Here is a 23,361-nt window from a genome sequence, read left to right on the forward strand (position 1 = left end):
CAGTTCCGGCGCTCTGCTCAAAGTCCTGCTGGCCCGCCAGCGGGACTTTAATTTGTCTCACGGAGGATTCAATCAGACCATGAGTTTCTTGTCCAAATTGCTCGGCGGCAAGCCTGCTACGGCAGGGGCGCCGCCCGTCAAAATACCAACCGCCGCCACTGCGGCGCCGATGACGCCAACCCCTGCCGCTGGCTTGCCTGGCAGCATTGTTTCCCCCACCGGCAAAGTTCCTTCCCTGCGCATCGAGATTGATCGCCGCTGCTGTACGGCCATGGGCGACTGTATGCGCACCGCGCCCGGGGTGTTCGAAATTGATGAGGATGGCATTGCGATTGTGGTGGATGCGGCCGCCGCCGACCGCGCCCGGATCATCCTCGCTGCCGAAAACTGTCCCACGCAGGCCATCCGCCTGTACGAGCTGCAGGGCCAGCGCGTCTATCCTGATTGGATGGACGGCGTCGGCGCGGCCGGGGGCGGTGGGGCGACATTGGGATAAACGGATGCAACAGCCATGATGGCAACGATTACCCACATCAATGCGTCGCCTGGCGGGGTGCCCAAGCTGCCACAGCCATCCGCTCGCATCACGCGCGCCGGGCTTGACGGCGATAGCCAGCGCGATCTGGTACACCACGGCGGCCCCGATCGTGCGCTCTGTCTCTACTCCCTGGAACTGATCGAGGCCCTGCAGCGCGAAGGCCATACCATCTTCCCCGGCGCGGCCGGCGAGAATATCACCGTGCGCGGACTTGATTGGGCCGCGCTGCACAGCGGACAGCGTCTGCGCCTGGGCGCTGAGGTCTTGATCGAACTGACCGATACCGCCAATCCCTGTCGCCACCTGACTGACTTTTTCGTGCAGGGCGCCGTCAAACGTATTGCAGCCTGGGTGCATCCCGGCTGGAGTCGTTTCTATGCACGCGTGCTGCAGGAAGGCACGCTGCAGGTGGCCGACCCGGTGACGTTGCTGCCGGGCTGAGTTGACAGGAGAGAGAAGCATGGATTGTGATGTCTTGGTAATTGGCGCGGGCATGACCGGTTTGAGCGCCGGCCAGCGCCTGCGTGAGCAAGGCCGGCGTGTGCTTGTGCTGGAGAAGGCCCGCAGCGCAGGCGGACGTATGGCAACGCGGCGCATCGGACCCGGCCGCGCCGATCATGGTGCGCAATTTCTCACCGCCCACACCCCCGCCTTCGCCGCGGCGCTGGCAGGCTGGGAGGCCGCCGGCTTGATCTACCCCTGGACGGCCGGCTATGCCCGGGGCAGTTTGCGCCCCAGCGCCGATGCCACGTTCTACCCGCGTTACGCCGCGGTTAACGGCATGAATCACCTGGCGCAACAGTTGGCGCAAGGGCTTGAGGTGCGCACCGCGGTGACCGTGCAGGCTGTGCGCCGGCTGGCCCACGGTTGGCAGGTTGAGGACAGCGCGGGGGGCAGCACGCACGCCAGCCAGTTGTTACTGACCGCGCCGGCGCCGCAGAGCCTGGCCCTGTTGGCGGCCGGTGAGGTGGCCTTGAGCACCGCCGATCAGGCCGCGCTGGCGGTCATCGCGTATGATCCGTGCCTGGTTGGCCTGTTTTGGTGGCAAGGCGCAGCCCTGCTGCCGCCTGTTGGCGCCCTGCTGCGCAGCCAGCACGATCCTTTTTGGATTGCCGACAACCAGCAGAAGGGCATTTCACCCGAGGCAACGCTGCTGACGGTGCAGAGCAGTGCGGCTTTCAGCCGCCGCTGGTGGGAGGCTGACGATGCGGCCGCCCTGACTGCCATCCAGGCCGGGCTGCAGGAATTTCTGGACCCGCAGGGGCGCCTGGTCGAGGCACAGCTCAAGCGCTGGCGTTTTGCCACGGCCAGCACGCTCTGCCCGCAGCCGTTCCTGCTGCCGGCTGGCCTGCCCGGCCTGGCCCTGGCCGGTGATGCCTTCGACGCCGCGGGCAGCAAAGTAGGCTCCGTGGAGAGCGCGTTTATCTCCGGTCAGCAGGTTGCCGCAGCGCTGACCTGAAAATTTGCCGAATGAGTTCGGCGCTCCCGGTTTGGAGTCCTCGACAAGTCGAGGACTTTTTATTTTGGGTGTTGCCGCGGGTTACTGCCCGGCGTTCAGGAGCAGGATGCTGCCGGCCGCGACTAAGGCGACCAGGACATCGGTCAGAGCGGCGCGGCGGCGACAGGTGCCCGTGACATACGGCAGCGCCAGGCTCAGCGCCAGGGCAGAGCCGGTGGAGGTTGAGGCCGGGCGACCTGCGAGCAAGAACAGGGTCAACAGCAGGCCGCGCGTGACCATGCGCACCAGGGCGAAGCGGTTCAGTTCTTGCTGGTAGGTGGCGTCGCGATGGGTGAAGATGCGTTCGCTGATGAACCAAATATGGGTGGCCAACAGGTAGCCGCTGAGAAGTATGGCCAGGTTGGGCTTCAGGAGCGGTGTGGCCGCCGGGGTGTGCTGGGCGATCCAGGCGCTGGCTAGCCAGAGGGTGATCATGTGTAGGGCCTGATCGGCCAGATAGCTGCTGACGACCCAGTGCGGGCGCCAGCGTATGACGACATTTTTCCGGCATCCAGGGCAAAGTGGACCAGGGCGATGGCGGCCAGCGGGAGCCAGACCTGCGGCAGGGCCGGCCCAACCAGGATCAGCATAACGACGATGTGAATCGCGACATGCAGCGTCAGGCCCCCCAGGGTGCGCTTGGCGCGCACCATCCAACTAGACTGCAGGGGATAGTCAGCAATCAAGTGCGCTAAGAGCAGAGTCCAGAACATCTTGTCGGTTTACTAACGGATGACGAAGCTCAGGATGACGATGACGGCGAACAGCGACGCGGCCAGCAGGCCGACGCGGCGTAGGTCGCTGGCGACGTGGCCGTACTCTTTGGCGTAATCTACCTGGACGGCCGCCTTCGAGCCGGGGCGGCGTCCCGCCAACCCTCGGCTTGCCGCGCCCGCCATATTCGATGCGCCCGTCGGCGTGATGGATGTCATACCTTGCGAATAGCGCATGGGCGATGCACTGCGCGGCGCCCGTTGCGCGACACGTTGTTTCTTTGCCATGTGAATCTCTCTTTCTTCAGTTGGGATGATTGCCAGTCCGATTATACCCGACGCCGCGTGGGGCGTCAAAGTAGGGGCGCACCCTTGCGGTCGCCCACGCGGGCAGGCGCAAGACCATGCCCACCAATTTGTAGGGGCGCACCCTTGCGGTCGCCCACTATTTTTGGGTCAGATACGATTACAGGCCCTTCGTGGGCGGAATAAGGCGTCGCAGGACCATTCGAGACACGATTTTGACTTCTTCCACGCCGAGCAGCCACAGCAGCGCGCCGTAGATGGCGATGCCACTGCCGGCGGCGCCTCCCACGACGATGACCTTGCCGACGAGGCCGCTGCCTGCCAGACCGCCCAGCCAGCCGCGCAGAACCGACAGCGCCAGGCCCATGGCCAGCGCGGCCAGCAACGCCTTGAAGCCGGTGCTCATGATCCCCTGGCCGCGCAAGGCGCCGATGGCACGCAGCAGCAAGATCAGCATGATGATCGCGTGACTCATGTGCTTGGTGGAGTCGGCCAGCACCAGGCCCAGGAAACCCAGCGGCCGCAGCAGGCTGAGCGCCACAACCAGGTAAACCACGACCGAGACGACGCCAACGATGGCCGGGGTGCGCGTGTCCTGGCGGGCGTAGAACGCGTAGTTGAAGAGAAAATCAACCCCGGCAAAGCCCAGGCCCAGCAGATAGAGACGCAGCGCCCGTGCGGTCCACAGCGTGTCGGCGGCAACGAAGCTGCCATGCTCGAACAGCAGGCGGATGATCGGCTCGGCCATGACAAAGAGGGCCACGATGGCCGGGATGAGCAGGACGAGCACCAGGCGCAGGCCGCGCCCCAGGGTGCTACGGTACGCCAGCCACTCACCGGCGGCCGCATGACGCGACAGAGTGGGCAGCGCGGCCAGCGACACCGCCACCGGCACCAATCCCAGCGGGAACTGCACCAGCGTCGTGGCGTACTGCATCCAGGCCGCGCTCTGTGTGCCGGTACGCGAGGTCAGGTTGGCGTCCACCATCACCTGGAACTGGCCGACGAGCAAACTGATGCTGACCGGCAGATAGAGACGTAGAATCTGGCGCACGGCCGGATGGCCCCACGCCAGGTGCAGACGCGCGCCGACGGCGCGCAGGCCAGGCAAGAGCAAACATAACTGCCCCAGGCTGCCCACCGCGATGCCCACCGGCAGGCTGTAGATGCCGAGCCACGGCGTCAAGAGCGGGGCGCAGATGACCACGCCCAGGTTGAAAACGGCCGCGCCCAGGGCCGCGTACGAAAATGATTTCAGCGCGTAGAGAATGCCGGTCAGCACGCCGGACAGGCCGAAGAAGAAGACGGCCGGCGCCATGATGCGCAGCGCATTGGTGATGACCGCGATCAGATGGGCATCGAAGCCGCCGCCGATCAGGCGCGCCACGTAGGGCGCCAGGCCCATCAGCGCCAGGAAGAGCACGGCCATGCCGGCCCCCACCGCGGTGAGTACGGCGCTGGCTACTTCCCACAGTTCGCGACGCCTTTCCGTACGGGCGTAATCGCTGAAAACCGGTACCAGCGCCGCGCTGAGCAGGCCACCCACCAGCATATCGTAGATCATGGTCGGCACGCGTGCGGCCAGGCGGAAGGCGCTCAGTTCGCCGGCCGAGCCGAAGTAGTAGGAAATGATCGTCTCGCGCAGCAGACCCAGGATGCGGCTGGCGACGTTGCCGAAGGCCAGGATGCCGGCCGAACGGGCGACGCCACCGCTGGCCTCAGGTGGGGTGGCGTCTGTCATAGGTCAGCAGCCTCGCCTGGCGCAAAGCGTGCGACGATCAGCGCAATCAGTTCACGGGTCGAATGTCCAGCCAGGTAGGGCAGGTAGCGGACCTGGCCGCCGTAGCCGCTGACGATGGCGGCTTCGGGTGGTTCACGCCGCGGTTGTGCTGTCTGCCCGGCCGCGGGCGCGATAGTCCCGGCAGCCGGGTCCCAATCGCCGCCTTTGACGTAGACCGCCGGCCGCAGCGCGGCCACCAGCGACTCGGCCGTCAGTTCCTCGAAAATCACCACCAGGTCCACGCTGGTCAGCGCGGCCAGTATCTGCGCCCGTTCCACGGCCGGCAGCAGCGGCCGCTGTGGCCCCTTGAGCGCGCGCGTCGAAGCATCGCTGTTGACGCCGACCACCAGCGCATGGCCCAGGTTACGCGCCCGCTCCAAATAATCCACATGCCCCAGGTGCAGCAGGTCGAAATGGCCGTTGGTCATCACCACGCGCCAGCCGGCCTCGCGCCACGCGTCGCATTGAGCCAGCGCGCTGGCCCGCGCCATCACCCTACCCACGGACGTTGGCCTGTTCGATTTTCGATTTTCGGTCTCCGCTCTGCACTTTGCACTTTCCCCTCTGCCCCTACCACTTTGCCCTCTGCACTCTCTGCGTTTTCGGAGAAAACGCATTGCACTATACACTTTCCCCTCTGCACTTTGCACTTTGCACTATGCACTTTCCCCCTCTATCTCTCCAGCGCCTCCGCCAGTTCCGCGGGCGTCACCACCGCGTTACCCAGGCGCCGCACCACCAGGCCGGCCGCGGTCATGGCCAGGTGCGCGGCCGTGCGCAGATCGAGGCCGCCGGCCAGGGCCAGGGTCAAGACGGCGATTACCGTGTCTCCCGCACCGGTGACATCGAACACTTCTTCGCGATTCCAGGCCGGCAGATGCCGCGGCACATCGCCCCACGCCAGCAGGCTGACCCCGTCACCGCCGCGGGTGACGACCAGGCGCCGGGCGGAAAGCTCCCTCTGCAGGCGCACCAACGCCCGTTCGAAATCATGATCGTCGTGCAGCGCAAAACCCACCTGCGCCTCGGCCTCGGCCGCATTGCAGCGCACCAGGTCGAAGCCGCGAAACTTGCCCAGGTCGCCCTGGGAATCCACTGTGGTCAGCACGCCGTGCTGTCGTGCGGCCGCCTGCACCGTGGCGATCAAGTCCGCGCTGACGACGCCGGTGCGGTAATCGGAAATCAACACCGCGCTGGCGCCGGCCAGCAGGCGCTCCACGTGCGTATCCAGGTGCTGCGCCAACTCCGGGCTGAGCGGCCGCCGGTCCAAATGGTCCACGCGCACCAGGTGTTGGGGAAAACGCAGGCTGCCCTGCGCCACGATGCGCGTCTTGGTGGTAGTGGGCCGCTGCGCATCGGTGACGATGCCGGCGGTGTCAATGCCCAGGCTGCGCAAATGGCCGGTCAGCATGTCGCCGGCCGCGTCCGCACCGATGACCCCGATGACGGTGGCCTGGCTGCCCAGGGCGACGATGTTGGACGCGGGATTGGCCGCGCCGCCCGGCACGCTCAGGCGCTGGCGCAGTTCAAGCACCGGCACCGGCGCCTCACGGCTCAAGCGCGTGGCAACGCCCATGACGTACTCATCCAGGCAGAGGTCGCCGATGACGACCACGCGCTGCCCGGCCAACCGGCCGACCAGGGAAGCTACCTCCAGCATCATGCCACCTCCATCATGCCCGCAGCACCGCCCACACGAAGCGGGGGAGGGCCAACTGCCGGCGCCAGCGCCGCGGCTCCTGCGCCAGCCGAAACAGCCACTCCAGGTGCAGGCGTTGCAGCCAGGCGGGCGCTCGGCGTCGCACACCGGCAATAAAATCGAGCGAGCCGCCGACGCCCATGGCCAGCGGAATCTGCAAGCGCGGCTGCGTGCGCGCAATCCACAGGTCCTGATTGGGCGCGCCGTACGCGACAAAAAGGACGTGCGGCCGCGCCGCGGTGATGCGCGCGACGATGGCCTCTTCTTCATCCGGCCGCGGGCTGCCACCAAAGCAGCCGACAATCTGCAAGGTGGGATGGCGAGCGCGCAGGACGTTGGCGGCCTGCTCTGCGATGCCTGGCCCCGCGCCCAGCAAAAAGACCCGCCAGCCCTCCCGCGCGGCCAACGCTGCCAGCCGCGGCACCCCGTCGGAGCCGGTGATGCGCGTGGGTAGCGGCTTGCCAAAACGCCGCGCAGCCCACAGCAGCCCCCAGCCATCGGCCAGCGCCAAATCGGCCGCTGCCAGCACGCGCGCAAAGGCCGGGTCATGCTGCGCGGCCATGATGAACTCCGGGTTGATCGTGACCACCTGGTGTGCCTGGCCGCTGCGCACGAAGTCAGCCGCCTGCGCCTCGAAGGCTTCCCAGGTCAGTGCGTGGACGCGCACGCCCAAAATCGTCACCGTCGCCAGGCTGGACGGCGGCGCTGCCGGGTCAGAAGCTGTAGACATGAAAGCCGATGGTGGTTTCATCCTGTTGCACTTGCTGCAGATCGAAACGCTCAGCGGCCCAGGCGCGCAGGTCGGCCAGCGTCGTCGCAAAAACGTCATCCGCCACCAGCCAGGTGTCCGACCAGATGCGCTTTTCCATGTCGTTCAACACCGCGGCGCGCGGTCACCGGCTTGGAGCTGCGGATGACATCCACCTGGGCATGGTCGCGGCAGCCGAGCTGGTGCAGGGCCTCATCCACCTGTTCGTCGTTGCGCGTGCCCGGTCGCTCGGCCGTCGTACCCTGTGCGGCCAGCAGTTGGCGCCATTGCGTGCGTAGTTGCATGTTGATGGCACTGGGGTCGCGATGATGGATACTGTAGATGAACTTGCCGCCCGGCCGCAGCACGCGCACCGCCTCGGCCAGGGCGTCACGCCAGCCGCTGACCAGGTGCAAAACATGAAAGGCCAGGATGCCGTCGAACGTGCCGGGCGCAAAGGGCAGGCGGGTCATGTCGGCCAGCGCCACCGGCAGCGCGGGGAATTTTTGGCGCAGGACCGCCAGCATGGAACGTGAGAGGTCAACGCCGGTCATGGTCAGGCCACGCTGCACCAGCGGTCCGGCGATGCGGCCGGTGCCGATGCCAATTTCCAGCACATGAGTGGCGGCCGTCACGCCCAACACCTGCCACAGGGCGTCGGCCAACTGTGCGGCCTCATGCGGCGGCAGGCTGCGGGTCTGGTCGTAGTAGCCGGCCGCCCGGTCGAAGACCACATTTTGTACTTGGTTCATCGTTGCGCTCCCATTTGCGCGGCAGATTGCGTTACAGTCAGGATTCGCAATCTGGCAGATTGCGTTACAGTCAGGATTCGCAATCTGGCAGATTGCGTTACAGTTGTAGTATGTCGAACACCTGTTGGGCGGTGATTTCCCAGCGGAATCGGCGCAGGTTGTGCTGGCCGTGCGCGATCAGGCTTTGCGCCAGCGCCGGCTCCGTCAGCAGGCGCCACAGGCCAGCCGCGATGGCGTCTGTGTCGTGTGGATCCACAAGCAGCGCGCCCGCGCCGGCCACTTCCGGACACGATGACGTGGAAGATGTCAACACCGGTACGCCGCACGCCTGCGCCTCCAGGATCGGGAAGCCGAAGCCTTCGTATAGCGAGGGAAAGACCAGGGCCGCCGCGCCGGACAGCAGCGCCGGCAAGTCCGTTTGCGGCACGTAGCCGAGGATGCGCACCTGGTCGCCCAGTCCGAGGCCGCGGATCGGCGCCAGCACCTGGTCCGAGAGCCAACCAGGCTTGCCGGCCAGCACCAGTTGCGGGGGCGCTGCGTCCGGGCGTTCAGCCGCCCAGCGCGTCAGGAGGTGGGCAAAGGCCTGCGCCACGCGCACCAGGTTCTTGCGCGGCTGCAGGGTGCCCACATAGAAGAAGTAGGGCGCGGACAGGCCATAAGCCGCGGCGGTCCTCTGCAGCAGGCTCGGATCAGCGGGCCGTTGCATGGTGGGGGTGAAGCCGGGATAAACCACGCTGATGCGCCGAGCGTCCACCCCCAGGCGCCGGGTCAGATCATGGGCGGTGGCGTGCGAATCGGCCAGGATGTGCGTGGCGACGCGCCCATGCCAGCGGGTGGTCAGGTCCAGGTAGAGACGCTGGCGCAGCGGGTGCGCCTGCGGGAAGAAGAGATAGCCCAGGTCGTGAATCGTCACCAGGGTGCGCCGCGGGCGCCATAGGGGCAGCACGTGCGCCGGCACAAAGAGCACATCCGGCGGGCGACGCAGCATCTCCAGGCTAAGGCGGGCGTGCGTCCACAGGCGCGGGCTGGGGATGATGCGCCAGTCCGCGCCGGCCCAGGCCTGGCGGGTGGTCTGATCGGGCGCCACATCGGTGTAGAGGCGCAGAGATGGCGGCGCGGGCCGCGTGGGCGCCAGGCGCAGCAGCGATTCGATGAGCTGGCGGGAGTAAAGCTCCGTGCCGGTGCGTTGACTTGCCGGGCGCAGGGCGCGGCTGGCATCAATGCCCAGTAACATCAGTCGGCAGCCAACAGGCGCCGCAGCCGCGCCAGGTCGAGCGCGCCAGGGCGTAAAATGGCCGGTGGCTGCACGGTGAGGTCAACCACGGTGGAGGCCACGCCGCCCGCACAGGGGCCGCCGTCCAGCAGCAGTTCGATGCGGCCGTCGAGCTGCGCCAGCACCGCGTCTGCGGTAATGGCTGCGGCCTGGCCCGATAGATTGGCGCTGGTGGCGGCCAGCGGCGCGCCCAGGCGCTGCGCCAGGGTGCGCGGCAGGGCATGGTCTGGCAGACGCACGGCCACCGACGGCCCGCCCGCGGTGACGATGTCCGGCAGCAAGGGGCCGCGTGGCACCACCAGGGTCAGGGCGCCCGGCCACAAGGCCGCGATCAGCCGCCACGCCAGCGCCGGCACGTCACAACTGACACGTTCCAGGTCGGCCGCCTCGCCGAGCAGAAGCGGAATGGCCTTGCCCTCCGGGCGCACTTTGGCCGCGAAGAGGCGCTTCACCGCGTCCGGCAGCAGGGCATGCGCGCCGACGCCGTAGACGGTATCGGTGGGGAAAGCCACCAGTCCGCCCGCGGTCAGGACCGCCACCGCTTGCGCCACGGCGTCCGGCATGTCGGTAGAGATGACCAGCGTTTTCATTGACATCTTCTCAGGTCATTTCGTGTCAATTCGTGAAATTCGTGGCCGAATCCGCATCGAGAACAAAGTGCTCCAGGACGACGGCAGCGCCGTCATCGTCAACGGTGGGGGCCTGCCAGCGGGCCGCGGCCTTGACCTGCGCGGTGGCATTGCCCATGGCGATCCCCATCCCTGCCCAACGGATCATGCTCAGGTCGTTTTCAGAATCGCCCACCGCAATCACCTCCTCCTGGCGGATACCCATCTGTGCAGCCAGCCAGGCCAGCGCCCCGCCTTTGGATGTTCCGTGCGGTACCAGTTCAACGAACAGTTCGTGCGTGCGCAGAACCTGGATCTGCTCCCCAAACTGCGCGTTGAGCTTGGCGTGGATGGTGTCGCACATGGCCGGCTCGCCGGTGAAAACGATTTTTTCCGGATCGTGGGTGATGGCCTGGCGCAGGTCACTGACGTGGTGCCAGGGCAAGCCGAACCAGCGGTCATAGAACGCAACCGGATAGTGCAGCCGTTGCAGGTAGATTTCGCCATCCTGATAGACCGAGATGTCCCAGTCGAATGGCTGCACCCAGGCCACAACCTGGTGTGCGAGGCCGACCGGCAGGGTAGACCTGTGCAGCGTGGTCGCGGTCTGCAGGTCATAGACCCAGCCGCCCTGGTAACAGATCAATGGGACGTTGATGCCCAAGGCGGTGGCGAGCGGGAGTATGGGCGTGACGCCGCGGCCGGTGGCCAGGGTGATGGCCACACCACGCGCCTGCACCTGCGTGGCTGCGGCCAGGAAGCGTGGGGAGACACGCATCGAGGCGCCCGGTTCGGCGTCCCTGGAAAAGGCGCAGAGGGTGCCATCTACATCGAAAGCGATCAAACGATACATGGTTTACGAACTTTCAGGTACACTGGAGTTTATGCACAATGTGGTTTTTCCCCACTGACATCAAGAAGGGTCTTTGGGACTTCCCGTGGAAGACAAAAAACACCCTGTGGATTGGGCGGTCGCGCACCACTACGGGTAGGGACTCGTCACGGGAAGTCCCAAAGACCTTGTGCGTTGAAATGGCGTGTACGCCCCAGCAGTGCATAAACTCTACTGCACGCGCACCAATCGGTCCAGGCCGGCGAAGTCCTGGAAAACAGTCACCTCAGCGGCGGGGAAGGCATGGCGGGCCAGCGCCGCGACCCGGAAGCCCTGATCGCTGCCGATTTCCAACAGGAGTACGCCGCCAGGACGCAGGTAAGACGGCGCCTGGCTGAGCAGTTGTTCGATGAGTTGCGTGCCGTTCGGTCCGCCATCGAGCGCCAGGCGTGGTTCGTAGTTGGCAATGTCGGGCGCCAGGTTAGGAATGTCGGCCGTCGCCACGTAGGGCAGATTGGCGGTGATGATGTCAACCGGCTGCGGCAGCGGGCTGAGCAGGCTGCCGGCCAAGAATTGCAGGCGCTCGGCCACCTGCATGCGTGTTGCGTTTTTCTGGGCCACGGCCAACGCATCGGTGGAAATGTCGCTGGCGTAGATCGTCACCCGGGGATGATGGCGGGCTACGCTGACGGCAATGGCGCCGCTGCCGGTGCCGACATCGGCCATGAGAACGCCGCTGCCAGGGGTCGGCGGCCGGTAGAGCTGCGCGTAGGGCGGGTAATTGCCTGGCCCGTGCCCGTTGCTGCCGTTCGTTCGGCTGCCCGCGGTCGGCGCAAGCGCCACGCGACTGTCCAATGACTCGATCGCCAGGATGGCATGTTCAACCAGGATTTCTGTTTCTGGTCGCGGCACCAGCACTTGGGGCGTGATGAGAAAATCCAGCCCGTAGAAGCCGCGGCTGCCGATGAGATAGGCCACCGGCTCATGCCGGCGCCGGCGCTCGATCAGCTCTTCGAAGTGGGCGCGTTCCGTCGCGCTGAGAGGGCGTTCAGGGTGGGCATACAGCCCGACGCGATCGGTGTGCAGTACAAAGGCCAGCAGAATTTCGACATCGAGGCGGGGGGTCTCGGAATTGGAGCTGCGGAGGCGTTGGTTGGCGGCGGCCATGGTCCGGCCGACGGTCGTGCTCGGATCGAGGCGCCAGGCGAATGTAAAGGAAGGATTGATGGTTTCTGGCACGGGCGGGGTATATCTGTTCCCTCGTTGGAACATGGCCGGTCTGGCATTGACCTGCATCATAGCGTCAGTCCTCCTGCAAAGGCGTCATGTTCGACGCTGGCGTGCTGATTGGTGGGATCGCGCCGGCGCCATTGCCGGGCGATCCAGGGCACAGGTGTGGATACGATGGCGTCAAACATGACGCCTTCTTGGCAACATCGCTTGGGTTCATTCATTGCTTTCGGCAGCTGCCTGCAGGCGTTCAGCCTGGTCAGCTGTGTTCAACTCGTTGATAAACTCATCCAGATCACCGGCCAGCACAGCCTCCAGTTGATAGAGGGTTTTGCCAATGCGGTGATCGGTGACGCGACTTTGGGGGAAGTTGTAGGTGCGGATTTTTTCGGCGCGTTCGCCGCTGCCAACCTGACTGCGGCGCGTGGCATCCAGGGCTGCGTTTTGCCGGTGCTGTTCCGCATCGTAGAGGCGGGCGCGCAGAATCTGCATGCCTTTGATCTTGTTCTGCAACTGCGATTTTTGGTCCTGGCTGGAAACCACAAGCCCGGATGGCAGGTGGGTGATGCGCACGGCCGAGTCGGTGGTGTTGACACTCTGACCACCGGGGCCGCCCGCGCGAAAGACATCTATGCGCAAGTCCTCCGCACGGATGTCCACTTCCACTTCATCCATTTCGGGTAACACGGCTACGGTGGCCGTGGAGGTGTGGATGCGTCCCTGTGACTCGGTGGACGGCACGCGCTGCACGCGATGCACGCCGCTCTCGTACTTCAGCCGCGAATAGGCGCCGCGGCCGCGCACCTCGAAGATGATCTCTTTGAAGCCACCGATGCCCGATTCATGCGAACTGAGGAGTTCCACTTTCCAGTTGTGCGCTTCGGCATAGCGGGTGATCATGCGAAACAGGTCGGCTGCAAACAGGCCGGCCTCGTCGCCGCCGGTGCCGGCCCGAATTTCCACAATGACATTGCGCTCGTCGTTGGGGTCCTTGGGCACGAGCAGCAGGTGCAACTGTTCTGCCAGGGCCGTCTGCTCTTGGGCGAGGGCGGTCAATTCTTCACGCACCAGGGCGACCAGATCGGGATCATTGTCGCCTATCAACAGCGCGCTGGCCTCAGCCTGGTGGGTAACAACCTGCCGGTAGCGCAGGTAGGTTTCCACCAACGCGGTCAGACCCGCGTGCTCCTGCGCCGCTTCCCGCATCACGGTGCGTTGATTGTCGTTGAACAGCGCTGGATCGCCCAGCTGGCGGGTCAACTCATGATAACGGGCAACCGTTGCATCTAGTTTGTCGAACATGCGTCCTTCGCTGCCCCCCACCACGGTCGGCTTGGCGATCGCGGCAAGGAAGGTATTTTATGGTCATGAACTACTGCAAGCAGGCACGAATTGCGCCTGTTTCCTCAGGCGGAAAAGTGAAGTTCATTCCCGCGTGCAGGATACTACGTCTCCCGCGTGCAGGATACTACGTCTCCCGCGTGCAGGATACTACGTCTCCCGCGTGCAGGATACTACGTCTCCCGCGTGCAGGATACTACGTCTCCCGCGTGCAGGATACTACGTCGTCAGTCCACTGACTATGATGCTTGTTACTTCTGATCTATGAAAACAGGCAAGTTAGCCAGCGCAATGACATCCTGCCAGCCGTCATCGTTGCCTTCGGTAAACACCGCGGCGGTGGCAATGGCGGTCGCGCCGGCCTTGGTGATGACCGATCTCATTCCTGTCAACGTGCTGCCTGTGCTGACCACATCATCCACCAGGATGACCTTGCGGCCTGCGATGCTGGCATGGTCTTTTTCATCCAGAAAGAGCTGCTGCGGCGCACCGGTGGTCATAGACAGAGTCTCAGCCGAGATGGCCGCGCCCATGTAGGGCTTGTACGTCTTGCGCAGGACGATATAGGGCAGACCCAGGAGCGCGGACAGCTCGTAGATCAGCGGGATGCTCTTGGCCTCCGCGGTGACGAGGACATCGGCGCCGCCCGCTTGCTGTTTGATGCGCTCAGACAGAACCGCTGCCGTCGCCTTGACCACGGTGGTATCGCCGAGCATGTTGAAGACCGCAATGCGTACCCCCGGCGCCACCTCGAACAGGGGTAAGCGGCGGGTCAGACCCGCAATTTCGACAGTATAAAATTCACGTTCGCCAGCCAACTCAACCTCCATCTTAATCTCTCATCTTAATCTTCATGCATCAGACAATGGTATCTTCTCAATTTGTAGGGGCGCACCCTTGCGGTCGCCCACGCGGGCAGGCGCAAGGCCATGCCCCTACCCCGGATTATTGAAAAGATACAAACAATGCCTTTGCGTTGATATGTTTTCAAGTCAAGGTGTGGGCGAGGGCGGTTGCATGCTCTGCATCTGAGCCGCTTGCAACAGCATCGCCATGCGCACCCGTGCCAGCGCGGCCAGGTTGGGGTCATCCTCGTCGGCCAGCACTGCCGTGCGCTTGTATGCCTCGATCGCTTCGTCGAGGCGCTCTTGCATCTCTGCGGCGTTGGCCAGGACGTAATACGCCTGGGGCGACCGGTCGTTCAACGCCAGCGCGGCGCGGGCGTCCCGTTCGCCCTCTGCCGCGCGCTGAATCTGCAAGTAGATGAAGGCGCGTTCGACATAAAAGCGCACCGGATCGGCGATGAGCAGTCGCGCCTGGTCATACCACGGTTCAGCGGCCTGCGGCTCGCCCATCTGTTCACGCAACACTCCCAGCCAGATGAGCAGGTCGGGTTCGGCAGGCGTCAGGTGAATCGCCTGTTCGTACTGCGTAAAGGCGCCGGCCCAATCTTCAACCTGGATGTAGCGCTCGGCCTGCAGGCGATGCGCCTCGGCCGCGGCCACGTTGGGATCCTGCGGGAAGAAGTGCCGCAGCAGGAGTAGGGTCACGACGCCGAGCACAGTGACGGCGCCCACGATGGTCAGCCTGCGGCGCCAGGTGCGGCGTCGCTCAGCCATCAGGGTCTGATCCAGATACCACCACCAGCGCGCCGGTTCGGCTTGCGCCTGCTGGCGGGCGACATCCCACGCGGCAATGGCCGGAACGACCCAACGCGTGCGGGCGCGCAGGGCGCGTTGCAAGGCCTCCCAGCGCCCGCGCTCCGCACGCAGGTCCATGCCATTCTGTTCCAGCGCCGGCAACTGCGCCCAAAGCTGATCGAACGTCGTCAACAAGGCGGACGCGGCCGTCCCCTGCGCGCGGAGCATGGGCAGCGTGCGTTCAGCCTGGTCAAGCAGCTGGCGCACCTGGTCCGCCGGGGTGCTGTTTTCACGAACGATGTCATGGGCCATGATTGTCTGTGTCGCTTGCCCCTACGAATCGGTCACGGCAGTGCGCCGTATTTCTTCGTAGACACGGCCAATACCCTGTTTGATCTGGGATTCGATCTTGGCCTTGCGGCCAGCCGGGATGGGGAACCAGGTAACCAGGTCCTTGACCAGGAGCGAGCCGGTCTCTTGCTTGGATTTGCCCTGTCGGAACATATGCTTGACCTGGGCGCGCATGTAGCGAATATACTCGGTCACCCGGTCCACGGCTTCGACGCCGCACGGCGGGCCATGCCCCGGCACAATGGTCACCGGATTGAGCTTTTTGATGAAGGCCAGGCCGTGCAGCCAGTCGCGCGAGTTGGCCTGCGCCATGTAGGGATGCTGATCCAGCCATACTGCATCGCCGGAAAACAGGACGCGCTCCGCGGGCAGCCACACCACGGCCGTGGCCAGCGTGTGCCCGCCAATCCAGATCAAGCGCACCTCGCGCCCGCCGCGCAGGAGGGTCAGACGCTTCTTGAAGGTGATCTCAGGGCGGATGATCTGCAGATCGTTGAACTGCACCTGGATGTCCGGCTCTTTCTTGAAAGAGTCGCGCACCCGCTGCTTGAAGTTATCGGTGTAGCCGCGCATCTCCTTCCAGGCGCGCTCATGGGCAACCACCGGCGCCGGCAAATAGAACTGATTGCCCAGCGAATGTCCCCGATGATGATCGGTGTTGATGACGTAGAGGATGCGGGCGTTGGAGGATGCTTCGGCCACATGCTTGCGCCAGGCTTGCGCCTGCGCCGGGACCATGGGCGTATCCACCAGGATGACGCCATCCTCTGTGATGATGCAGCCGACATTGGCATTGCGATAGCCGGTTTCCACAAACACGCCCGGTGCAATCTCTTGCATACACAACTCCTCGTGATCGTAAACTTAACCCGCCAGGTGCGCCAGGGCCGCACCAGCGGCGTCGAAGGCTTGCCGCAACAAGGCGCCGTTGGCGGCGCCTCCCTGTGCCCATGTTCCGCGGCCGCCCCCACGCGCGCCGGCCGCGGTGGCGGCGCGCATGATCTGCCCCATGTCCAGCGCCACGTCCGCGGCCGCCGCGCAGAAGATCTGGCCCCCGCTCTGCGGGCTAACCTCGCAGGCCAGCAGGGCCACGCAGCCAGGCCGGGCGCGCAGCGCGCTGGCAATGGCTTTGACTGTCTCCAGCGGGCGGTTGTCCAGATACGCCTGCACGGTGCGCCTGGGGCCGGCGGGGGAACCGTTGGCCCACAGCCGCGCGGCCTCCGCCTCCACAAGCTCGGCCTGCGCGTCGCGCAACTGATGCTGCGCCTCGCGCAGCCGCTCCTGCAGGCGATCCACGGCCGCGGGCAAGTCATCCTCCGCGGTGCTCAGGCGGTTGACCAGGGCTTGGACTGTATCCTGCTTGCGGCGATAGTCGGCCAGGGCGCGCTGTCCGCACAGAAACTCGATGCGCGTCTCCGCGCCGCGTCGATCCAACCGCCGTATCTTGATCTGTCCAACTTCTGCCGTCTGCCTCACATGCGTGCCACCGCAGGCCGACCAGTCGAAGTCACCGATTTCGACCACACGAATGGCTTCATGCACACTGGGCGGTCGGCGCAGGGGAATGGTGGGCAGATCCCCTGCGGTGACGAAGCGGCCGGTCACGGGCCGATTTTCGGCGATGATCTGGTTTGCCAGGGTTTCGGCGGCCTCCAGGTCGGCCTGGTTCACCGTGGCTTGGTTCAGATCAATGGTCGTGCTCTCCACGCCGAGGTGAAAACCGACCGTCTCCGCTCCACAGGTCACGATGAACGCCTGCGACAGGATGTGCTGCCCGGTATGCTGCTGCATGTGGTCATAACGCCGCGGCCAGGTGATCTGCCCATGCACCGCGCCGACCGCCAGGGGTGCCTCCAGCAGGTGCCACACCACGCCATCGTCCGCGATGACATCGGTGACGGCAACGCCGTTGAGCAGACCGGTGTCGCAAGGCTGTCCGCCGCCGGTGGGATAGAACGCGCTGGCGCTGAGCGCCACGGCCGGTTGACCGTTGACCGTGGTCAGGTCGCTCACCGCGGCCTCGAAGTTGCGCAGGTAGGCATCGTGCCAATAGAGACGTGTTGCCAGGTTATTCACAAGACGGTATTATACCCCGAAGCGCGTGAAAACTCAAGAGAAAGTTTGAGATCAGATATGCTGGTTCCCCAACAGAGTTATGCGGATAGGGTTTGAATCGGCGGTCCGGGCCACGGCTGGCCGGCCTGGTCAATGGCGCGACGCACGGCCAGGGCCAGGCGTCCGAAATGCTCGGTGCTCAGCAGGTCGGCGCTGCGCGGGCGGGGCAGGGGGATGGGAATGGTGGCGGTGACGTGGCCGGGACGCGGCCCCATCACCATCACGCGATCGGCCAGGAGGACGGCTTCGGCGATGCTGTGCGTGACCAGGATGACGGTCGCTTGTCGCAGTTGCCAGACGCGCAGCAGTTCGAAGTTCATGCGCTCGCGGGTCAGGGCGTCCAGCGCACCAAACGGTTCATCGAGCAGCAGCAGGCGCGGGCGGTGAATCAGCGCCCGCGCCAACACCACCCGCTGTTGCATGCCGCCCGACAACTGCCGCGGGTAGGCCTGTTCGAAGCCCTGCAGACCGACGAGATCGCTCAGGCGCCTGGCCTCGCGCCGCGCGTCGGCGCTGGTCATGCCGCTGGCCGCGACACCGGTGGCCGCCGCGCCGAGTACATCGAGCGGCAGGGCGATATTGTCCAACACGGTGCGCCAGGGCATCAGGTTGGCGGCCTGGAAGACGAAGCCGATCTCCGTTCGTGGGCCGGTCACTGGGGCGCCGTTCATCAGGACTTCGCCCTCGTCAGGAGCCAGCAGGCCGCCCACCAGGCGCAGCAGCGTGCTTTTGCCGCAGCCCGAAGGCCCCACCAGCGCAACGAACTCGCCGTCATGCACGTCGAAGCTGACGTTGGCCAGCGCCTTCACCACGCGACCGTTCTGCAGATAGCTCTTGCTCAGCCGCGTGGCTGTAATCAACGTGTCGCTCATAAAATCAGAACCCTGCATGCGACGTTCATCGTGACCCACATGTGACCCGCATCGCCAGCGTGACCTATCTCGTTTCCACGAATTGGTTCGTGTAGAGCGTCTCCGGCTTGACCGCGGTGGTGATGAGGCCCATCGCTTGCATGAAGCGGGCAGCCGTTTCCCAACGCCCGGGGTCAGAAAAGCCCAGGACGCCTTCGGTCTGCCACAGCTTGAGGACTTCGTCGAAGATGGCGCGATTGGTCTTGCGGGCCGTCTCGTCAGCGCCGGCTTCGGGCACCTGTTGCAGGCTCAGGGCAAAGGCGCCGTCCGGGTTGACCAGGGTGTATTCCAGCCCGCGCAGCGTGGCGCGCACGAACCTGCGCACGAGTTCTGGCTGTTCGGCGACCGTCTTGTCGTTGGTGATGATGCCGTTGGAGGGCAAATCAACGTAGTCGGCCACGAAGATCTCATCCACCTCCTGCCCGGCCAGGCGCATCTGCACCGGCCCGTTGACCGAATAGTCGAGCGCCGCGTCCACCTGCTGGCTCTGCACGGCCGCGGCCTGCGTGAAGCCGATGCTCTGCAGGCTGACCTTGCTCTCGTCCAGTTGGGTGGCGTAGACCAGCGCCTTCCAGCCGACATAGCTGGCGCCAAACAGGCCCGGAATGCCGATCTTGTGGCCAATGAGCTTGGCCGGCGAGTCCAGCCCGCTGCCTTTGGGGGCAAAGACCACGACCGGGAACTTGCGGTACCAGCTCATAGCGTAGATCACCGGCAGGCCCTGGGCGCGCCCCAGGATCACCTCTTCGCCGCTGCCGATCATGAACTGCAGTTCGTTGCTGCCCACCAGTTTGATGAGGTCCGATTCGAAGCCGTAGCGGAACTTGACCTCCAGCCCTTCCTCGCGATAGAAGCCCTTTTCCACGGCGACGTAGAACGGGGCAAACTGCACGCTTGGAATGTAGCCCATCGCCAGCTCGATCGTTTCGGCAGCAGCCGCGGTCGGCGCCGTGACAACCGATGCACCAGGGGTCGAAGCCGGCGCGCTGACCGGGACGCAACCCGCAAGAGCAGCCAGCAGGGTGAGCATCGTAATGATTCGTGTCATCTTCGCAAATTGTATTTTCATTTTCTTTCCTCGTTTCTCCTTCATCCTTCATCCTTCATCCTTCATCCAGCGCAGGAGCCAGCGCTCCAACAGGCTCACCAGGCCGTAGAGGCACAGCGCCAGGGCGACCAAGGTGAGCAGGGCGACGAACATGAGGGGGGTGTCCAGTAGATTGCGCCCCAGGTTGACCAGGAAGCCCAGGCCGCGGTCGGCGCCGACGAATTCACCCACGACCGCGCCGATGACGGCCAGGGTGACGCTGACCTTCAGCCCGGCCAGCAGGACCGGCAGCGCGGAGGGCACTTCGAGCAGGGTGAACATTTGCCAGCGGCTGGCGCGCAGCGAGCGCATCAACGCCACCAGGTCAGGCTCCACGCTGCGAATGCCCACGCCGGTGTTGATGAGCATGGGGAAGAAGACCGTCAGTGCGCACACCAGGATTTTGCTCCAGGCCCCGAAGCCCACCCAGATGATGAGCAGCGGCGCCAGGGCCACGATGGGCACTGCTTGCAGGGCCACCAGGTAAGGCGAGAGAAGTTGGTCAAGGAGGTGCGACTTGGCAATGGCGTAGCCGAGCAGGATGGCGACGCCCACGCCCAGGGCCAGCCCGGCCACCACTTCGCCCAGGGTGATGGTTGAATGCCACAGGAGGGTGCCATCGGCCAGAACGATGGCAAATTTTCGCCACACCAGGCCGGGGCCGGGCAGCACGTAGGGCGCGTAGTCCTGCCAGCGCACCAGCGCCTCCCAGCCCAATAGGAACAGCGCCAAGCCCAGGGCGGTCATCAGGACGCGGGCGCGTCTGAACGCCTGCAGGGTGAGGCTGGAGGTGCGCAGGGACAGGCGGGAGGCGACCCGGGTCAGTCGTGCGGCGTGCTTGTGCAGCATGTTCAGCAACATCATCAAAGCAAAATCTCCGAGAGCAGGCGCCTTCGGAGACTGAATGCCGCGAACAAGCCTTTCCTGGCGCCTGCTTGCCGCGGCCAAAGCGCGCGCACCTGAAGCGTCAAGAATGGCAACAAAAACGTCCCTGTTCGCTTTTGCCTCCAGGGACGCGTGACACACACGGGCGGGTCTGGCCCGTTCCCGTCGAGCCTTGTCGCGACCTTCTTCCATCCGGACTATACCGTCGGCTCCGGACTTGGCATGACGCCGTCACCGGATCCACCGCATTACGCGGGTTGCGGGCTTGAGTCATGCGCTTTTGGCGCCTGGCTCCCACCGCCGGTCGAGAATTGACCCTGCCTGGGCGTGCCGCTATCAGGCCGCCGGGCCGGTCGGGTCTCACTCTGCCCCGAAGGTCCAGTTCATTCAATTCGTGTACCCGCAGGACCTCATCGTGTGCCAGCAGATACTAAAAAGAGTGTAACACAGCGCGGCGTAACTGTCAATTGAGTTGCCAGTTTTGGAGTTCGGAGAATTGGGTCACGCGTCACAACTTGACACAGACACAGGCTTACACTACCATAGTTTGGACGCTGGCGGATGTTCATTTGCGAGAAGTTGGCATCTGGCAAGCGGGGATGCCAACTTTGGGCGCGCGGAGGGTGAGGGTTTTTTATGCAGCGATTTGTGTCCATTGCGCTGATCGTAGTCGGCCTGGGATTGGCGATGCTGGGGCTTTTGGCCGGGCTTTTCTACCTGGGGCTGCCGGTGGTTTCGCCAGATGCCCGTTACGATCTCTTGCAGATCAACACGGTGGCGATGGCAGTGCTGGCAGTCAGCGGCGGCGCGGGATCGGTGTTAGCCTGGGTTGGCTGGCGGCGCTACAGCGGCGCGGCGTCCAGCGCGGCGCATCTGCCCAGCCCGTGGTGGCTCGTTTTGCTGTTTTTGCTGGCCCTGGCCGTGGGTGAAGCCGTGCTGCAGACGAACGTGGCGCCCTGGCTGTTTCCACCCGTGCATGTGATTGCCAGCATGGCGGCCCCGCTGTTTTTGTTGGCCCTGGCCGCGTCTCTGCTGCGCCCATCGGGCCTGGTTGTGCAACGGCGCGATGTCGCTCTGCAGGTGGCCGGCGGCGCGGTGCTGGCGACCGGCCTGGCCATCGTCATCGAGGTGATCCTGGTCGCGCTGCTGGCCCTGGCCGCCGCGTTGATCGTGGCGCTGACGCCCGGCGGCTCAGCGCGGCTGGAGACACTGGTGGCGCAATTGAGCCGGCCTGAGGTGCTCAGCGATCCGGCTTTTCTGCAATCGCTGCTTAGTTCGCCGCTCGTCCTGATTGGGGCCGGCCTGGTCATTGCCCTGGGCGCGCCCTTGATCGAAGAATTCAGCAAGAGCGTAGGCGTGGTGCTGATCGCGGCCGGACGCGCACGCCTGACGCCCGGTGAGGCCTTCCTGTGGGGGGTGGCAGCCGGCGCCGGTTTTGCGATCACCGAAACGATGTTCAACGTGGTTACGGTGCTGCCTGCCTGGGGAGGGCCGCTGATGCTGCGCTCCGCCACAGCCGTGGTACATTGCCTGGCGGCCGGGTTGATGGGATTGGCCTGGCAAGCTTGGCTCAGCGGCGAGCGCCGCTGGCGACTGCCGGCCCTCTACGGCCTGGCCGTCGTCATTCATGGCCTGTGGAACGGAGTGGCCGGGCTGGCGTCTGTCTTGCAGGCGCAAGGCACGTTGAACGCTAACCTGCTGGTGGGCGCGGGCGGCACCCTGCTCGTCTTTGCCCTGGCCGGACTCTTCGTCATCAACAGCGGCCTGTTCGTCTACATCGGCCGCCGCCTGGGCCAGCCGCCGGTTATGGCCCTGGCGCCGTTGCCGGTGGAGAGCACCGTCACGCCGGAGGTGTGACCTACGGGTGGGGGGCTATTTTTCTCACCGGGCCTCGTTCAGATAGGTATTTTTGGAGGTAGGTATGCGTTTACTCGATGATCATCGCGCCAGGCAACGGGCCTGGCTGCTGCGCTGTCTGCTCATCATCATTCTGAGTCTGCTCACGACGGCCTGCGTGCGCAACGATCATGGCACGCTGCACTATTCTGGCCCAACCGAGGAGAGCATTGCCGTCGGTCAGACGCTGCAGGGCACCAATGTACGCTATGTGCGTGAAACGCCGGACGGCGCGGAGCTGTGGATTGACGATCAGCGCGCGGTCAAGAGGATCGGCGATTTCGTAGGTTGGCAAGGTTCACTGGGCCGTGATTTTCAGGCTGACCTGGGGCTGCGTGTGGTCTACTACACCGCGGACAAGGTGCAACTGGCAGGCACGGCCGACTTGACAATCAACAACGCCAGCCCCGTGCCAGGAGCTTTCCCGGAGAAGCCGATCGTGGCCTACCGCGTGCCGGTGACGTACAACATCGCGCGCGGCGACACGATCCCCGGCACCACGCTGACGTATGAGGGCAAGACCGAGCAGGGGGCGCGCATCGGCGGCCTGCCGCCGGGCGATTACCCCTATCGCCAGGCGGCCGATTCGCTGGTGTGGAGCGGCCGCCTGGCCGATGGGGCGCTCTTGCGTGTGGACTTGCGGGTGGTGATCTTTACCGAGCAGCGCATACAGTTGGCCGGTATTGCCACGCTGGCTGCCGGTTGAGCGATCGCCCCGAATTCATTCGGCGGCTATTCGCTGGCCGACGCGTGCCGCGCCTGCTTGCGCGCCGGCCCGGTCAGGTGATGCCAGACGTAGTAGATGAGGCCGAGCACGATCAAGGCGGCAATGGGGTATTTGGCCGGGCCCATGATGCCCAGGATTTGTTCCCACTGATCGCCCAGCGCCCAGCCCACCAGGCCCAGCGCCGCGCACCAGATGAAGGAACCGATGAAGGTCAGGGCGGTGAACTTGGCGAAGTGGATCTTGAAAACGCCGGCCGGGAATGAGATGAAGGTGCGCACGATGGGCAGGACGCGGGAGATGAAGGATACGTAGTCGCCCCAGCGCTGGAACCAGTGATCGAAGCGATCCACATCTTCTTCTGTCACCAGGATGTAGCGGCCATAGCGCACCACCAGCGGACGTCCTCCCCAATAGCCCAGCGCGTAGGGACG

The 23,361-nt window shown here is 64.9% G+C and carries 27 protein-coding genes; 5 read left to right on the forward strand and 22 right to left on the reverse strand.

The genetic code is table 11. From position 1 onward, the window contains the following. Positions 1-235 precede the first annotated feature (235 nt). Genes IPM84_13460 through IPM84_13470 form a run of 3 tightly spaced genes read left to right on the forward strand, consistent with a single transcriptional unit; the run spans position 236 to position 1,997 of the window. On the forward strand, positions 236-496 hold the full coding sequence (locus IPM84_13460) for a ferredoxin (protein MBK9093750.1): 261 nt from the start codon (positions 236-238) through the stop codon (positions 494-496). Between the two features lie 15 nt (positions 497-511). Then, positions 512-979, forward strand: a complete 468-nt coding sequence (locus tag IPM84_13465) for an MOSC domain-containing protein (protein ID MBK9093751.1) — start codon at positions 512-514, stop codon at positions 977-979. A 19-nt stretch (positions 980-998) separates the two neighbouring features. Further along, positions 999-1,997, forward strand: a complete 999-nt coding sequence (locus tag IPM84_13470; protein ID MBK9093752.1) for an FAD-dependent oxidoreductase — start codon at positions 999-1,001, stop codon at positions 1,995-1,997. 81 nt (positions 1,998-2,078) lie between these two features. On the opposite strand, the gene IPM84_13475 is transcribed toward IPM84_13470, so the two are convergent. From IPM84_13475 to IPM84_13575, 21 genes are all read right to left on the reverse strand, one after another. After that, positions 2,079-2,471 (reverse strand): hypothetical protein, encoded by a 393-nt coding sequence (locus IPM84_13475; protein MBK9093753.1) that lies wholly within the window; start codon positions 2,469-2,471, stop codon positions 2,079-2,081. Next, positions 2,468-2,749 (reverse strand): DUF3307 domain-containing protein, encoded by a 282-nt coding sequence (locus tag IPM84_13480; GenBank protein MBK9093754.1) that lies wholly within the window; start codon positions 2,747-2,749, stop codon positions 2,468-2,470. Before IPM84_13480 ends, IPM84_13475 begins: the two co-directional genes overlap by 4 nt. A 12-nt stretch (positions 2,750-2,761) precedes the next feature. Further along, a complete protein-coding gene (locus tag IPM84_13485) occupies positions 2,762-3,037 on the reverse strand; it encodes a hypothetical protein (protein MBK9093755.1) in 276 nt (91 codons plus the stop codon). 178 nt (positions 3,038-3,215) lie between these two features. After that, positions 3,216-4,796 carry a murein biosynthesis integral membrane protein MurJ gene (gene murJ / locus IPM84_13490; protein MBK9093756.1) on the reverse strand — a complete coding sequence of 527 codons (1,581 nt, stop codon included), beginning with the start codon at positions 4,794-4,796 and terminating at the stop codon, positions 3,216-3,218. Next, positions 4,793-5,326 carry an adenylyltransferase/cytidyltransferase family protein gene (locus tag IPM84_13495; GenBank protein ID MBK9093757.1) on the reverse strand — a complete coding sequence of 178 codons (534 nt, stop codon included), beginning with the start codon at positions 5,324-5,326 and terminating at the stop codon, positions 4,793-4,795. Before IPM84_13495 ends, murJ begins: the two co-directional genes overlap by 4 nt. A 182-nt stretch (positions 5,327-5,508) precedes the next feature. Further along, positions 5,509-6,498, reverse strand: coding sequence for a ribokinase (locus tag IPM84_13500; GenBank protein ID MBK9093758.1), 990 nt, complete (start codon positions 6,496-6,498; stop codon positions 5,509-5,511). A 10-nt stretch (positions 6,499-6,508) separates the two neighbouring features. Next, positions 6,509-7,264, reverse strand: coding sequence for a WecB/TagA/CpsF family glycosyltransferase (locus IPM84_13505; protein MBK9093759.1), 756 nt, complete (start codon positions 7,262-7,264; stop codon positions 6,509-6,511). Continuing rightward, positions 7,248-7,403 (reverse strand): hypothetical protein, encoded by a 156-nt coding sequence (locus tag IPM84_13510; protein MBK9093760.1) that lies wholly within the window; start codon positions 7,401-7,403, stop codon positions 7,248-7,250. The genes IPM84_13505 and IPM84_13510 overlap by 17 nt, the downstream gene beginning before the upstream one ends. Next, positions 7,360-8,034 (reverse strand): methyltransferase domain-containing protein, encoded by a 675-nt coding sequence (locus IPM84_13515; protein MBK9093761.1) that lies wholly within the window; start codon positions 8,032-8,034, stop codon positions 7,360-7,362. Before IPM84_13515 ends, IPM84_13510 begins: the two co-directional genes overlap by 44 nt. Positions 8,035-8,131: 97 nt before the next feature. Next, positions 8,132-9,268, reverse strand: coding sequence for a glycosyltransferase family 4 protein (locus IPM84_13520; GenBank protein MBK9093762.1), 1,137 nt, complete (start codon positions 9,266-9,268; stop codon positions 8,132-8,134). Next, positions 9,268-9,897 (reverse strand): threonylcarbamoyl-AMP synthase, encoded by a 630-nt coding sequence (locus IPM84_13525; protein MBK9093763.1) that lies wholly within the window; start codon positions 9,895-9,897, stop codon positions 9,268-9,270. The genes IPM84_13520 and IPM84_13525 overlap by 1 nt, the downstream gene beginning before the upstream one ends. A gap of 25 nt (positions 9,898-9,922) precedes the next feature. Then, positions 9,923-10,768: an HAD family phosphatase gene (locus tag IPM84_13530; GenBank protein ID MBK9093764.1), complete on the reverse strand. Its 846-nt coding sequence runs from the start codon at positions 10,766-10,768 to the stop codon at positions 9,923-9,925. Between the two features lie 210 nt (positions 10,769-10,978). Next, a complete protein-coding gene (locus IPM84_13535; GenBank protein ID MBK9093765.1) occupies positions 10,979-12,046 on the reverse strand; it encodes a peptide chain release factor N(5)-glutamine methyltransferase in 1,068 nt (355 codons plus the stop codon). 147 nt (positions 12,047-12,193) lie between these two features. Then, positions 12,194-13,279 (reverse strand): peptide chain release factor 1, encoded by a 1,086-nt coding sequence (gene prfA / locus IPM84_13540; protein ID MBK9093766.1) that lies wholly within the window; start codon positions 13,277-13,279, stop codon positions 12,194-12,196. 290 nt (positions 13,280-13,569) lie between these two features. Then, positions 13,570-14,148: an adenine phosphoribosyltransferase gene (locus IPM84_13545; GenBank protein MBK9093767.1), complete on the reverse strand. Its 579-nt coding sequence runs from the start codon at positions 14,146-14,148 to the stop codon at positions 13,570-13,572. Positions 14,149-14,310: 162 nt separating this feature from the next. Next, positions 14,311-15,270: a tetratricopeptide repeat protein gene (locus IPM84_13550; protein MBK9093768.1), complete on the reverse strand. Its 960-nt coding sequence runs from the start codon at positions 15,268-15,270 to the stop codon at positions 14,311-14,313. Positions 15,271-15,291: 21 nt separating this feature from the next. Continuing rightward, positions 15,292-16,149 (reverse strand): MBL fold metallo-hydrolase, encoded by an 858-nt coding sequence (locus tag IPM84_13555; GenBank protein MBK9093769.1) that lies wholly within the window; start codon positions 16,147-16,149, stop codon positions 15,292-15,294. Between the two features lie 24 nt (positions 16,150-16,173). Continuing rightward, a complete protein-coding gene (locus IPM84_13560) occupies positions 16,174-17,385 on the reverse strand; it encodes an alanyl-tRNA editing protein (protein ID MBK9093770.1) in 1,212 nt (403 codons plus the stop codon). Between the two features lie 77 nt (positions 17,386-17,462). Then, complete coding sequence (locus tag IPM84_13565; GenBank protein MBK9093771.1) at positions 17,463-18,296, reverse strand: ABC transporter ATP-binding protein; 834 nt, start codon at positions 18,294-18,296, stop codon at positions 17,463-17,465. A gap of 64 nt (positions 18,297-18,360) precedes the next feature. After that, on the reverse strand, positions 18,361-19,404 hold the full coding sequence (locus IPM84_13570; protein ID MBK9093772.1) for an ABC transporter substrate-binding protein: 1,044 nt from the start codon (positions 19,402-19,404) through the stop codon (positions 18,361-18,363). Between the two features lie 27 nt (positions 19,405-19,431). Then, positions 19,432-20,169 (reverse strand): ABC transporter permease, encoded by a 738-nt coding sequence (locus IPM84_13575; GenBank protein MBK9093773.1) that lies wholly within the window; start codon positions 20,167-20,169, stop codon positions 19,432-19,434. Between the two features lie 774 nt (positions 20,170-20,943). On the opposite strand from IPM84_13575, the gene IPM84_13580 reads away from it, so the two are divergent. Together IPM84_13580 and IPM84_13585 are read left to right on the forward strand one after the other, a co-directional pair. Then, positions 20,944-22,164 (forward strand): PrsW family intramembrane metalloprotease, encoded by a 1,221-nt coding sequence (locus tag IPM84_13580; protein ID MBK9093774.1) that lies wholly within the window; start codon positions 20,944-20,946, stop codon positions 22,162-22,164. A gap of 64 nt (positions 22,165-22,228) precedes the next feature. Continuing rightward, positions 22,229-22,909 (forward strand): hypothetical protein, encoded by a 681-nt coding sequence (locus IPM84_13585; GenBank protein MBK9093775.1) that lies wholly within the window; start codon positions 22,229-22,231, stop codon positions 22,907-22,909. A 26-nt stretch (positions 22,910-22,935) separates the two neighbouring features. Here IPM84_13585 and IPM84_13590 read toward each other — a convergent pair whose 3' ends face one another. After that, a complete protein-coding gene (locus IPM84_13590; GenBank protein ID MBK9093776.1) occupies positions 22,936-23,322 on the reverse strand; it encodes a DedA family protein in 387 nt (128 codons plus the stop codon). Positions 23,323-23,361: the final 39 nt, after the last annotated feature.

The sequence above is a fragment of the Candidatus Amarolinea dominans genome (assembly GCA_016719785.1).
Classification (GTDB): domain Bacteria; phylum Chloroflexota; class Anaerolineae; order SSC4; family Amarolineaceae; genus Amarolinea; species Amarolinea dominans.

Coding starts and splice junctions, on each gene's coding strand:
- IPM84_13465 (MBK9093751.1), top strand. CDS start 512: ATGATGGCAACGATTACCCACATCAATGCGTCGCCTGGCGGGGTGCCC.
- IPM84_13470 (MBK9093752.1), top strand. CDS start 999: ATGGATTGTGATGTCTTGGTAATTGGCGCGGGCATGACCGGTTTGAGC.
- IPM84_13475 (MBK9093753.1), bottom strand. CDS start 2,471: ATGATCACCCTCTGGCTAGCCAGCGCCTGGATCGCCCAGCACACCCCG.
- IPM84_13480 (MBK9093754.1), bottom strand. CDS start 2,749: ATGTTCTGGACTCTGCTCTTAGCGCACTTGATTGCTGACTATCCCCTG.
- IPM84_13485 (MBK9093755.1), bottom strand. CDS start 3,037: ATGGCAAAGAAACAACGTGTCGCGCAACGGGCGCCGCGCAGTGCATCG.
- murJ (MBK9093756.1), bottom strand. CDS start 4,796: ATGACAGACGCCACCCCACCTGAGGCCAGCGGTGGCGTCGCCCGTTCG.
- IPM84_13495 (MBK9093757.1), bottom strand. CDS start 5,326: ATGGCGCGGGCCAGCGCGCTGGCTCAATGCGACGCGTGGCGCGAGGCC.
- IPM84_13500 (MBK9093758.1), bottom strand. CDS start 6,498: ATGATGCTGGAGGTAGCTTCCCTGGTCGGCCGGTTGGCCGGGCAGCGC.
- IPM84_13505 (MBK9093759.1), bottom strand. CDS start 7,264: ATGTCTACAGCTTCTGACCCGGCAGCGCCGCCGTCCAGCCTGGCGACG.
- IPM84_13510 (MBK9093760.1), bottom strand. CDS start 7,403: ATGGAAAAGCGCATCTGGTCGGACACCTGGCTGGTGGCGGATGACGTT.
- IPM84_13515 (MBK9093761.1), bottom strand. CDS start 8,034: ATGAACCAAGTACAAAATGTGGTCTTCGACCGGGCGGCCGGCTACTAC.
- IPM84_13520 (MBK9093762.1), bottom strand. CDS start 9,268: ATGTTACTGGGCATTGATGCCAGCCGCGCCCTGCGCCCGGCAAGTCAA.
- IPM84_13525 (MBK9093763.1), bottom strand. CDS start 9,897: ATGAAAACGCTGGTCATCTCTACCGACATGCCGGACGCCGTGGCGCAA.
- IPM84_13530 (MBK9093764.1), bottom strand. CDS start 10,768: ATGTATCGTTTGATCGCTTTCGATGTAGATGGCACCCTCTGCGCCTTT.
- IPM84_13535 (MBK9093765.1), bottom strand. CDS start 12,046: ATGATGCAGGTCAATGCCAGACCGGCCATGTTCCAACGAGGGAACAGA.
- prfA (MBK9093766.1), bottom strand. CDS start 13,279: ATGTTCGACAAACTAGATGCAACGGTTGCCCGTTATCATGAGTTGACC.
- IPM84_13545 (MBK9093767.1), bottom strand. CDS start 14,148: ATGGAGGTTGAGTTGGCTGGCGAACGTGAATTTTATACTGTCGAAATT.
- IPM84_13550 (MBK9093768.1), bottom strand. CDS start 15,270: ATGGCCCATGACATCGTTCGTGAAAACAGCACCCCGGCGGACCAGGTG.
- IPM84_13555 (MBK9093769.1), bottom strand. CDS start 16,149: ATGCAAGAGATTGCACCGGGCGTGTTTGTGGAAACCGGCTATCGCAAT.
- IPM84_13565 (MBK9093771.1), bottom strand. CDS start 18,296: ATGAGCGACACGTTGATTACAGCCACGCGGCTGAGCAAGAGCTATCTG.
- IPM84_13570 (MBK9093772.1), bottom strand. CDS start 19,404: ATGAAAATACAATTTGCGAAGATGACACGAATCATTACGATGCTCACC.
- IPM84_13575 (MBK9093773.1), bottom strand. CDS start 20,169: ATGACCGCCCTGGGCTTGGCGCTGTTCCTATTGGGCTGGGAGGCGCTG.
- IPM84_13580 (MBK9093774.1), top strand. CDS start 20,944: ATGCAGCGATTTGTGTCCATTGCGCTGATCGTAGTCGGCCTGGGATTG.
- IPM84_13585 (MBK9093775.1), top strand. CDS start 22,229: ATGCGTTTACTCGATGATCATCGCGCCAGGCAACGGGCCTGGCTGCTG.